This is a genomic window from Serratia sp. LTN-2, assembly GCF_059740205.1.
This window is the reverse complement of record NZ_JCAXDO010000034.1, coordinates 1-10,795: the sequence shown is the minus strand read 5'-3', so window position 1 is coordinate 10,795 and position 10,795 is coordinate 1. Positions and strand designations below refer to the sequence as shown.

Here is a 10,795-nt window from a genome sequence, read left to right as displayed (position 1 = left end):
GCGCCAGCAGGTATTTCGGTAGTTCGTCCTGAACGAGCGCCATCTGCCGTAAGGCCAGTGCTGCGGGATAGTCGATGGTCACTGGCAGGGCGGCCATTGAGCCCTGAGAAGTAGCTGAAGGTATGAGGCCAGTCATGATCGGTATCTCAGTATCATTAGTTGTTCAGGTAAGTCTGATGGTTTTTCGCGCCGTTTCTGGCTGTCAGAAGCTGTCCAGAATTTGATTCCATTCGGCCTTACAGTCCAGCAGGTACCTGAGGCCGTTGTCGACCCCGTCAAGTAAATCGGAAGCCTCTCCCATTTTTTCCCCAAAGCGGCGGGTGTTGACGTAATGAATTCCTTCAAGGCTCCGGGTGCCGTCATTTCTCCTGGCATATCGGAAATCTGTCGCCCGTTCATCAGCCTGGTGAAGAGCTTTAACCACCTCTTTGACGATTTTAAAATCGGAAGATCGGTAGCTGTCATCAACCTCCAGGATCAGCTTTTGTGCCAGCGGCCATAAGGTATTCAGGTTATGGTCATCTTTTTTGTACTGGTGTTTATCTGGCTCTTCTGCCAGCGCCAGAGCCAGTCCGATAATCTGTTTGATAAGGAGTTCGATGTGATGCCTGTAGAGAAACAACACCGGATAAACCAGAAAATCCTGGTCCCGCCCGGATTCATCAATGTGTTTAATCAGAATGTCAGCAGCCCGCCTGTAACCTTCAGTGTAAGCTGTGCCGTGATCACGTATGTAATTCAAACATGCGTTGTTGTGCCAGTCGCTGTCGCTTGCCAGTAACCCCGGCTCTGACGTTTGTTTCTTTTTCATGGCTTTTTCTGTTCCGATGATCTGCTGCGAACTCCCGCCCTCAGCTACAGTTGTTCAGCCGCAGCTTTTGCGATCTCATCCACCGCTTCCCTTACCGAGAAAGGCCGGGCCTGCTTTTCTGAAAAATGCACCCAGTAGCACAGATGTGATGCCCAGGTCTGACCGTTCTGACGGGGTTCCAGGTCAACAGTAAAGGATGTGATGGTCCGTCCGTTCAGTCCCCAGCTTTCACAGCAATCGCAATAATTCAGATAAAGCGCCTTCAGCTCTTCAAAAAAGTTGCCCTCCTTTAACGGCCCCTTTTCTTTAACAGCCTCACGCTGATCCATGAAATAGCTCACGGCGGCTTTTTTGGATTTAAATTCCTTCTGACCAATCTTCACCGGTATTGAACGTCCCATCCTGATCTCCTTTCTGGTTTGCTGGCAAATAGTCACTCAGAGTAATTATGACGGGCGGCAGATCTGTCTGCGCACAACCCTGCGTCTGTCACCCGGATTATTTTACCCTGTTGTTATCATTTGCATGATGATAATAAGCAGGCATATAACCACGTAATTAAATTACCGGATGGCCGTTTCGACGTGATCCGATTTTTTGCGTATTTAACAGTTTCCGGAAGTGTACCACGCACACGAAATAAGCAAAGCGGCAATATCTGCCCCTGCACGACGGGTCACGGGGAAGGGGATAAACACAACATATAGAAGAAAACGCAGCTGACGGCGTGGCACATGTTGTGTTTCTGCGCCGCTGCGCGCCGGTGCGTCTGAGGGAGATCCGGAACAACCTTTTTTCGGATCTGACCGGGAAAAGAGAGAAGAAAGGATAGGTAAAGCATATCCATATGCCTGACATCTGCATAGGCGTGACATACGCATATCCTCACCATCTGTATATGCCACATATATACATATTCCTAACATATGCATATACTGAGGATATGCGCACACCCGGTGCAATGAACCTCATTCAGGTATGCATCACATATCCATACTTACCCGGGAGAAAAATCATGAGAACCGTATCTATTTTTAAAAACGGCAACAACCGCGCCATCCGTCTGCCCCGTGACATGGATTTTGAGGGGGTCAGCGAGCTGGAGATCGTCCGGGAAGGGGACAGTATCATTCTGCGTCCCGTCCGGCCGGCCTGGGGCTCGTTCGCCAGCCTTGAAAAAGCCGATCCGGACTTTATGGCGGAGTGCGGGGACGTTGTCACCGACAAAGGAAGGAGTGAACCGTGAACAGGACGTATATGCTCGATACCCGCTTCTGCGCGTTCATCATGCGCGAGCAGCCGGAAGCGGTGCTGAAGCGCCTTGAGCAGGCGGTGCTGTGTAACCAGCGCATCGTTGTCTCGGCCATCACCTGGGCCGAGATTTCTCTGGCCGCCCGGGAATCAGGACCTGCCGCTCAGCAGCTGGTTGACGCGTTCTGCGCCCGCCTCGATGCCGTCCTGCCCTGGGATCGCGCCGCGGTGGATGCGACCACGGAGATTAAGGTGGCGCTGCGCCTCGCCAGCACGCCGATCGGCCCGAACGACACGGCGATTGCCGGGCATGCCATTGCGGCCGGCGCGGTACTGGTGACGAATAATACGCGGGAATTTGAGCGGGTGCCGGGCCTGGTGCTGGAAGACTGGGTAAAATAATATCAGGAATTAATTACGGAAAATTTAAAGAATGAGTGAACTGAAAATTGACAACCCCGCCCAGAGATTGCTTGATTTACTTGAGCAGGGAAACGAATATCAGAGGACAGATAACTGTCGCAGCGTCTGGCAAAAGATACTGCATGTTGAAGGGATGGAAGAACAGTATCTTCTCAACCGACTGGCATGCGCTATGGCACTGCCCGGACGCATAATCCAGGTCAGGGAAGACAACTTTTCCACGCTCCGCGGCAAATCAAATTACTGGAAAAGTCACGTAGATAAGGCTTTTGTCTCACAAAGCTTAAATGATGGCTGGCATACATTCCGGGATAACATTGATGATCGTACACTCACAGAACTTAGCATGCTGTCCGATCTGTCTGAAACCCGCGGGGCACATGCCGGTATATCGGCAGATGAAATTGATGCCTTACTGCAGCGGATAACGCAACTGCGTGGCGAAATTCGGGAGAGCGGGCTTTCCGGTGCAATGAAAACACTGTTGCTGAAACAGATAGCGCAGATTCAGGAGGCGCTGGAGCCATACAGTATTTCCGGTGTGGAGCCGGTAATGGACGCTGTTCAGTCTGCACTGGGTCTGGCAGTTCTGCATCCTGAATATCGTAATGAGATTAGCAAAGGTACAGGAAGCCAGTTCGGAGAGAAAATTTCGGCTCTGCTGACAGATACAGCCAGCGTTGTCACAATCGCTGGTGCCATGCCCGTGATATCCGGTGCGGTGCATACAGCCCTGACCTGTCTGAGCAAATAACACTCACAGGCACTGATGCTGAAGGTGCCTGTTTTCCTGCCTCAATCTTATGTTGTCATCCCATCTCCTGTTCTGTCAGCGCTTAACCCACTTCCGGTTTCGGGCGTTTTCGGATCTTCGGCGAAAAAGAGAGAAGATGACATATGTCAGACATATCCCCAGCCCGCACCTGTGCATATGTATAAAGCCGATCGGGCAGGGAAAGCATCATCCTGCGCCCGATCCGGCATGCCCGGACTTCGTTCGCCTGATGGGAAAGCCGGGCCTGAGTTCACGACGGATCGTGAAGGCATCATCAGCGACAACGGATGGAGTGAACGGTGAACAGGACGTATATGCTCGATACCCGACCCTGCGCGGGCAGCCGGAAGCTCTCCTGAAGCGCCCTGAGGAGGCTGTGCTGCGCTGACACAGCACAGCGATCCCGGCCATCACCTGGTCCGGGCTGTCTCAGGCCGCGCGGGAGGACGGCCCCGCCAAGCAGGCTTGTGCCAGTCCCGATCCCATCCTGCCATGGGATCGCACCGCAGTGGCGCCACCACGGAGATAAATGTGGCGTTACGCCTCGCCGGGACGCCGATCGGGGCGATTCTGGTGACGAAAGGCATGAGGGAGCTGGAGCGGGTACCGGATCTGCTGCTGGAAAATCGGGTAAAATAATAAACGGACCGGGGTAGGAGTGAACTGAAAACAGAGGATCAGGATCAGCCGCTGTACGGCACCAGAGAACTTCTCGAAAAAATATGCAGTGTCCAGGCCCTATCATGATGAAAACCATGCTTCTCACGCAGCAGCTTCACCACGTTCCATGAGCTTGTCAGGGCTGACGATTCGGTGAACTTTCAGGATCATAATGAATGTTTAGCGGGACAGAGTAACTCCGTGCTATCGGACTTTATTTTACATACAGCAAAAGGCCAATGAAGTCGTTCGGGTACTTACAACGCTTAACGTCTGCCTCCCGTTTAAGCCATCCAGAAAGCCTGCGTAATATGCGATCAAGCCGTTGCGATTCATTCCATAATCCGGCATAAAATATCACCGCAGATATACTACAGTGCATAAAAAAGGGGGTGCGCGCTGTCATTTCATCATGCAGTATATGAATGTCTGATGCGTACAATAATGCCTGTCCGGGATCAACTATTTACAGCCGCCCCCGTGCGGCTTTTTTTATTTTTTACAACAGCAATTCATGCTGTGATATTTTATTCCTTCAGCAACAGAGACACGTCATCCTTTCACTGCAGGCTCCTGATGAGGAGCCTGCAACGCAGGTTTTGCCCTTCAAATAAAAAATCCATACCAGTGACCGAACCTGAAACAGGCTGTCATTAGCCGCACCGGGGTACTGCAGGCTCAGCCTGTTGCAGAAATAAGTTGTGTCGCCTGCAACGACAGCAGGATACTACGCCCGGGCTACACGGCGCTCAGCGTGCGTGATTTAAAAACTACAGAAAACAGCATGACAACCGCGCTGGTTTACTGGTGATTATCTTGTAAGTAACACTAGCGCGGGCACGTTTTTATATTTTCAGCCTTGCGGAGAGAAAAGCTCATAAATGCCTGTTGGATTTTTTTCGCCTTTGCAGACTGATAATTCGTTGTTCGCAATAAGTCTTACGCGCGGTCGCCCATTCTGAATTTACGCTGAAACGGGCGAGCACTGATGCTTCTTGCCAGAAAAAAGCTGCTTCACGAAAGTTCTCAGCCTGCTCTGCACCTGCCGCTCTTTCAGCAAGGTGAATAAATTCACTTTGTACTTTCACAATCATCCTCACAGTTGATAACATATAAAATTAACGGGCAGTCTTCTGAAAACCATCAGTCAGTCATTACTGCCGACAGGCAGGCAGAAACCCGTTTATTTATAATAAATAAACGCTGAAAAACAAAATTTAATATTACAACAAAGCATATCAGTTTAAACATCATGCGACAGCGCTAAGGTTTGTTATATATTAAAGTATTTATCGTAAATTATTATTTAATTTACGTATGTATGAAAATCAAGGCTGAGCCGCGATGCCGATATCAGGATACTGGTTTTCGTATGCCTCAAGAGGGTTATAATTCCTGAACAGGCTCACCCGTGTTAATCTTTAAATAGCGCATAAGGCCTTCGTTAGCGCTCTTCTTCGCCTGTGCATTAAGAGCCTCAAGGTAAAAGCTTCTTGATACATCGTAGGGAGCAACATTCGAAGGAAGAACCCTGAATTCATAGATCGTATTTTTATCCACTCCCCTGCATACAAGCCTGAAATTATTGCCGCCCATGTCAGTGTCAACACATTCGACAGGACCGTAAACACTTGATAAATATGACTGCGTTCTTTCTTTTGCATCATGCAAATAAGCCGGTTCATTATCTTCATAATAACAGAAGACACATAAAGAAATAACGGCAGCGACCGTGGTAATCATTCCACAGGTTTTTTTTAAAACAATGTCATTTGACATATTAATCACCCCGGCACTTATGACTTATATTGACTGAAGTAATCCCCTACTATACGGGTTATCAGGTCACTGAGAAGACAAATTCTGTAAGGGAGATAGGTCTTTTGCTTATAAACCATGTAAATGCTGCAATCTGCCACAATGGAGTCCGGTAATGTATTAATAAGATTCTGATCGCCCAGCTCATTAATCAGAATTTCCGGCGCAAGAACCAGTAAATCGTTTTTCTTGGCTATTTCCACTCCCGCCATGAAATTATCCACCGTGTACATCCCTGTGACTTCTGTTTTAATATCCATTCTATTTTCACTATCACGAAAGGTCCATTCATTTTGATTTTTAGCATACCCTGACATCAGTACGCACGGGTATTTGCTGTAGTCCTCGGCTTTGGTTATGGATATACTCCTGGAATATTCTTTATTGCAGTAAACACCTAATGGTATGGTGGCTATTTTTTTTGCTACGAGCAATTCATTAACCGGAGAAAAATAGGTAAATGTGATGTCCGCATCATCCATAACAGAAATTCCCCTGCTGTTAACTGTACCGCCCTGATTGCATGTATTAAGCCTTATATTAAGCTTCGGACTGGATTTTATTATTTCATTTAAAAAGTATTTTGAAAAAAAATATATAATCCCCGACGGGGCGTATATATTGATTTGCTCGCCGGTTGATTTTTTATAGCTTTCTGTAAACGCAGACAGTTCATCTATTGCTTCCAGATTTTTAAGTATCAGGGGTATTAATTTATCGCCAAATTTTGTTGTCTTGATTGGCCTTGTGTCACGTTCGAATATTTTCAGGCCTATTCTTTCTTCTATCGTGGTTATCGTTCTGCTCAGATTAGCCTGTGCTATGTTAAGGTTTTTTGCTGCTGTGCTGTAGCTTCTGTGCTTGGTAAGCTCTACAATTGCACTGAGCTCGTTTTTTTTGAATGAATGTTTCATTTTAATTCCGCCTGTACTATTTTCGCACTCATTACCGTTATCACGAAAAAATCAACCCATAAATACCATGATAAGATTAAAAAAGGCTGATATAAGGAGGTTTTGTCGCCTTTCTGTCACAGCATCATTTATCAAAAATCATAATACAGAAGTTAAAAGAACAAAATTAACACATATTTGATATTTTAAGATGATATTTTTGATATAGAGTTGTTCTGACTTATATCAGATGTTGCGTGGGTCACATTTTTAATTTTTTTTCGTTTCATAATAACGATAATTATTATCTTTGTATCCGACAAAGTATGTCCGCACCGCTGTGCCCGATTGCTCATTTCAAATGTCTGCAGGCTCTCTGTTCTCTTGCCTGTATTTCTGGAGATGTCATCACTTTTTAAGTGAAAACCGGCATCATCCCGCAGTTCCTGTAATATCATTACAAGCGGTTATGACACTGTTTTTTACCACCAACATAAGCGACCTGAAGATGATTTTTTCAGCCGAACCCAGCCACAGTAATCTCTGCACCGTGCGAACGCTGCTTTCAGGCCTGTAACGGTCTCGCATGCATTTTTTCACTGTGCCTTCTGCGCTCTGCGAAAACAGTCTGGCCGTTCACGTTCTGCGTGCGCTGATAACCATCGCCTGTGCTGTCGTGCAGAAGAAAAAAAGCGCGAGGACAGAAGTTCTGCGCTGTGATCCGTCCCCCGTTCAGTGAGTCTGGTTTATTTATTCATGACGCTAATTTTGTGCTTTCTTATGCAGATACTGCTGTTTATCCACAAAAAAACTTTGCCAGATCCAAATATAGATCAAATATAGATCCATAAAGAACCATAAAGATCCCCCCTGCCGCTATGCCTTGCAGCAGAAGGGCTGGTGAGGTGTCCGGGGGAGATGAAGAGGGAATACAGTGACCTGTGGCGGGATTTCAGGGAGGTGAAAAGGGAAAAAAGGGAGCTGTTACGGGCGCATAAGTGAGTTGAAACAGGATAAATATTCGTATCAATGTGGAAGACCGGAAAAAGTGGATAAGTCTAAAGAAACTATAAAAAACAATGAATTACTTTTCGGCTCAATGTATTCTTCTTTAGTGAAGAGCGAAAAGTTACTCACAGTGACCAGCCACACGACGATACAGCCCGCCTCACTGATGCGGCTCGGGATCTTCGTGCCTTTTAACAAGAGTGGCCGTGGAGAGGGGGTAATCGATGCCAGTCATGTTTTATCCTCGCTGGAGTTTTCCCGTGCTGAGGGTTATACCAGTATTATTATTACCGGCCCGCGACTTAATCTGGCGACTGATTTTAAAGTCTGGATGGGCATTGTTCATGCGTTTTCAAAGTATGGCCTCTCATCGAACGCCGTGATGCTTTCTTTCCGCGAGTTTGCCACCTACTGCCAGATCCCCTCAAAACGGCTTGATTCACGTTTACGGCAAAATGTGCGTGACTCCCTGGCTCGTATCCGGGGTAAAACCATTACATTAAGCACTATCAGATCCACTAAAGTTTATGTTACCGGTTTATTAAAATCCGGAAGATTCGATTTTGAAGACGATATGGTTTACCTTGAAGCGGACTGTAAACTCTGGGAGTTGTACTGTGCGGATTATCTTACATTGCTGAGAAAGAAACCGCTTAATGCGCTACCGCGTCAGGAGGCTGCGCAGGCTCTTTATACCTATTTCGCAAGCCTGCCTGAGAAGCCTGCCGATATTTCATTTGAGAGGCTGCGTACGCGCCTGATGCTGACAAACCGGGTCAGCGATCAGAATAAAGTCATTCGTGCGGCTTTAGAAAAACTGAAAGAAATCGGCTATCTGGATTATCTGCTGAAGAAAAATGGCCGTGAAACGATGCTGAGAATTATTTCCCGGAATCCAAACCTTACATAATATGCGAAGTCTTCATGGCGTTATGATTTCTTCAGAAACTGTGCTTCAGGCATCCAAAAAATGAACCCTTAATTTATAAAGCAGAAATATAATTTTTTAAGACATATCAGCCGGATAAAGTCTGCGCTCCCCCCCTTTGTTTCGCAGGATGACGTTGACCTCACCTGCGCGGGTTACCCGCCTGCCGCTGTTTTTGATGGCGCTGGGACAGGCCAGGCATTGAGGCAATTATTCAAAAACAGAGATATATCTTTTTTGATATTTTTTGTTTTGTTTTTTTTTGCGGTTTTTTTCTTGTTGGCCTTTTATTCTGGAATTTAGTGATACGTAAATTTTTTGGGGCTATTAAAATGCATCGGACAAACAATCTGTTTGCCATTTTTTTTATGCTGGCCATTTTTCCGTCTGCTGTTATGGCTGATGCCCACCTTAAGTTTCATATGGCGTATGGTTCCGGGGGCACTGCATACATAGGGGGAACAATTGGAAACAGCGACAGTGAAATTATCCATCGCGGCGCCATTGGGTTTATTACCGTTTCCGCGTCCTGTGAGGTTACAGGCGTCTATTCAGCGTTATTCGGGCCCGTTCCGGGCAGGGAAGATGTTCCCTTCAAAATACCCGTCAACGCCTCGGAATTTAACGGCTACAGGCTGGCTTTTTTCCAGGCTTATGATGCGGACGGTTTCCAGCTTGCTGTCACGGATGATACGGCAAAAATAATCGCAGGCAGAGAAAATGAAGTCAGGGATGCCTGTAAAAAGAGTCGTGGAAAGTAAACATGTTTAATCCCAAGAGGCGCTAATGAAAGGCACCATATTCAGAAAAGCTGCAGTGGCGCAGCTGATTATTCAGAGCCTGTACTCGACGGTTATGCCGTTGAGTATCGCTTTTTCTGCTCCTGCTTCTGGCGAAAATACACAATCCCAGTATTCAGGCTCTCCGCTTCCCTCTTCTTCTGAAGGTGAAATGTGGGTGGCCCAGGGCATGGTCAAGGGGGCTGAAATTGCTAACGGTGCCAGCCCTGCTGAGATGGCCACTCAGTACGCGCTGGGGCAGGTCAACAGCGCCGCAAGCAGCGGTGCGCAGAACTGGCTCAGCCAGTACGGCAACGCGCGTGTACAACTCGGAATCGATAAAGATTTCACCCTGCAGGAGAGTGGTGCCGATCTTCTGGCTCCCCTTTATGACGATAAAAAATCTAATCTCCTGTTCAGCCAGCTTGGCGTACGCAATAAGGATGACAGGAATACCCTGAATATCGGGCTTGGCTATCGTTATTTTACCGACGCCTGGATGTATGGCGTTAACACCTTCTACGATTACGATATGACCGGAGAAAACCGGCGTATAGGCGTTGGCGTGGAGGCGTGGAAAGATTATCTGAAGCTTTCCGCTAACGGCTATTTCGGACTTACAGACTGGCATCAGTCCCGTGATTTCAGGGATTATGACGAACGACCCGCTGACGGATTTGATATCACATCAGAGATGTATCATCCGTCCTACCCTCAGCTCGGTGCTAAACTGCGCTACGAGCAATATTTTGGCGATGAAGTCGCCCTGTTTGGCGAAGACGAACGTCAGAAAGATCCCTATGCCTTCACTGCCGGTCTGAGCTACACCCCTTTCCCGCTGTTAAGCGCATCGCTTGACCAGAAGATGGGAAGTGGCGGAAAAAATGATACCCAGCTTGGTATCGGGCTGACCTGGTCACCGGGCGTGCCGCTATCTTCCCAGCTGGATCCTGATGCTGTTTCTGCCATGCGCTCCCTTCAGGGAGAGCGGTATGACTTTGTTGACAGAAACAATTCTATTGTTCTGGAGTACAAGAAGCAGGAAATCATCAAATTCAGGCTTGATGACATCCATTCAGGTCCTGAAAAAACCACTATCCCTGTTAGTTATAAAATCAAGGCTAAATACGCGCCTGCCATGCTTGAGTGGATGGTGCCTCCGTCATTTACTGCCGGAGGAGGGCAGGTGATCAGTACGGGTGGCGGAAGTTATTCCTTCGTGCTGCCCGCATACAACACCGCGCGTTCACTGAATACCTATACGCTCAGGGCGGTTGCCCGGGATGCGGAAGGTAATCAGTCCTCCGAAGAAACGACCCTTGTCGAAGTTCTGCCAGGCGGCCCCTCCGTTACTGCAAAAATCCGCGGTACGGAGCTGAACACCGGCAGCGTGCTGCACGGTGAGTACACCTGGACGCCAAACGGTGCGGGTGCCGACAAATCCCTGTA

General features: G+C 47.7%; 11 protein-coding genes and 2 pseudogenes. 7 read left to right on the top strand and 6 right to left on the bottom strand.

What is annotated here, in order from left to right:
• The 3 genes and pseudogenes from AC6BYQ_RS27305 to AC6BYQ_RS27295 all read right to left on the bottom strand — a co-directional run.
• Nucleotides 1–136 (bottom strand): annotated as a pseudogene (locus tag AC6BYQ_RS27305) (phage integrase family protein); the annotation flags it as partial.
• Between the two features lie 66 nt (nucleotides 137–202).
• Complete coding sequence (locus AC6BYQ_RS27300) at nucleotides 203–811, bottom strand: hypothetical protein (protein WP_348575122.1); 609 nt, start codon at nucleotides 809–811, stop codon at nucleotides 203–205.
• Between the two features lie 44 nt (nucleotides 812–855).
• A complete protein-coding gene (locus tag AC6BYQ_RS27295) occupies nucleotides 856–1,212 on the bottom strand; it encodes a hypothetical protein (RefSeq protein ID WP_041163004.1) in 357 nt (118 codons plus the stop codon).
• A 614-nt stretch (nucleotides 1,213–1,826) separates the two neighbouring features.
• Here AC6BYQ_RS27295 and vapB point away from each other — a divergent pair.
• The 4 genes and pseudogenes from vapB to AC6BYQ_RS27275 all read left to right on the top strand — a co-directional run bounded on the left by vapB (nucleotide 1,827) and on the right by AC6BYQ_RS27275 (nucleotide 3,899).
• The gene (gene vapB, locus AC6BYQ_RS27290; RefSeq protein ID WP_498057837.1) at nucleotides 1,827–2,057 is read left to right on the top strand and encodes a type II toxin-antitoxin system VapB family antitoxin; all 231 of its coding nucleotides are present in this window, start codon (nucleotides 1,827–1,829) and stop codon (nucleotides 2,055–2,057) included.
• Nucleotides 2,054–2,464, top strand: coding sequence for a PIN domain-containing protein (locus AC6BYQ_RS27285; protein ID WP_498057836.1), 411 nt, complete (start codon nucleotides 2,054–2,056; stop codon nucleotides 2,462–2,464). Before vapB ends, AC6BYQ_RS27285 begins: the two co-directional genes overlap by 4 nt.
• Nucleotides 2,465–2,495: 31 nt before the next feature.
• Nucleotides 2,496–3,239, top strand: coding sequence for a hypothetical protein (locus AC6BYQ_RS27280; RefSeq protein ID WP_498057835.1), 744 nt, complete (start codon nucleotides 2,496–2,498; stop codon nucleotides 3,237–3,239).
• A 320-nt stretch (nucleotides 3,240–3,559) separates the two neighbouring features.
• Nucleotides 3,560–3,899, top strand: a pseudogene (locus AC6BYQ_RS27275) (PIN domain-containing protein).
• An 896-nt stretch (nucleotides 3,900–4,795) separates the two neighbouring features.
• Here AC6BYQ_RS27275 and AC6BYQ_RS27270 read toward each other — a convergent pair.
• The 3 genes from AC6BYQ_RS27270 to AC6BYQ_RS27260 all read right to left on the bottom strand — a co-directional run bounded on the left by AC6BYQ_RS27270 (nucleotide 4,796) and on the right by AC6BYQ_RS27260 (nucleotide 6,652).
• Nucleotides 4,796–5,008, bottom strand: coding sequence for an ANR family transcriptional regulator (locus AC6BYQ_RS27270; protein WP_164724368.1), 213 nt, complete (start codon nucleotides 5,006–5,008; stop codon nucleotides 4,796–4,798).
• 298 nt (nucleotides 5,009–5,306) lie between these two features.
• Nucleotides 5,307–5,699: a hypothetical protein gene (locus AC6BYQ_RS27265; RefSeq protein WP_498057834.1), complete on the bottom strand. Its 393-nt coding sequence runs from the start codon at nucleotides 5,697–5,699 to the stop codon at nucleotides 5,307–5,309.
• A gap of 17 nt (nucleotides 5,700–5,716) precedes the next feature.
• Nucleotides 5,717–6,652 (bottom strand): LysR family transcriptional regulator, encoded by a 936-nt coding sequence (locus AC6BYQ_RS27260; RefSeq protein WP_498057833.1) that lies wholly within the window; start codon nucleotides 6,650–6,652, stop codon nucleotides 5,717–5,719.
• 1,027 nt (nucleotides 6,653–7,679) lie between these two features.
• On the opposite strand from AC6BYQ_RS27260, the gene AC6BYQ_RS27255 reads away from it, so the two are divergent.
• From AC6BYQ_RS27255 to AC6BYQ_RS27245, 3 genes are all read left to right on the top strand, one after another.
• Nucleotides 7,680–8,549: a protein RepA gene (locus tag AC6BYQ_RS27255; RefSeq protein ID WP_348575128.1), complete on the top strand. Its 870-nt coding sequence runs from the start codon at nucleotides 7,680–7,682 to the stop codon at nucleotides 8,547–8,549.
• Nucleotides 8,550–8,869: 320 nt separating this feature from the next.
• Nucleotides 8,870–9,328, top strand: coding sequence for a hypothetical protein (locus tag AC6BYQ_RS27250; RefSeq protein ID WP_498057832.1), 459 nt, complete (start codon nucleotides 8,870–8,872; stop codon nucleotides 9,326–9,328).
• A gap of 25 nt (nucleotides 9,329–9,353) precedes the next feature.
• The coding region (locus AC6BYQ_RS27245; RefSeq protein WP_498057831.1) for an inverse autotransporter beta domain-containing protein at nucleotides 9,354–10,795 on the top strand (1,442 nt) is incomplete at its 3' end.

Bases quoted from the DNA above. Each gene is read 5' to 3' on its own strand.
- AC6BYQ_RS27300 (WP_348575122.1), bottom strand. From the start codon at position 811: ATGAAAAAGAAACAAACGTCAGAGCCGGGGTTACTGGCAAGCGACAGC.
- AC6BYQ_RS27295 (WP_041163004.1), bottom strand. From the start codon at position 1,212: ATGGGACGTTCAATACCGGTGAAGATTGGTCAGAAGGAATTTAAATCC.
- vapB (WP_498057837.1), top strand. From the start codon at position 1,827: ATGAGAACCGTATCTATTTTTAAAAACGGCAACAACCGCGCCATCCGT.
- AC6BYQ_RS27280 (WP_498057835.1), top strand. From the start codon at position 2,496: ATGAGTGAACTGAAAATTGACAACCCCGCCCAGAGATTGCTTGATTTA.
- AC6BYQ_RS27265 (WP_498057834.1), bottom strand. From the start codon at position 5,699: ATGTCAAATGACATTGTTTTAAAAAAAACCTGTGGAATGATTACCACG.
- AC6BYQ_RS27260 (WP_498057833.1), bottom strand. From the start codon at position 6,652: ATGAAACATTCATTCAAAAAAAACGAGCTCAGTGCAATTGTAGAGCTT.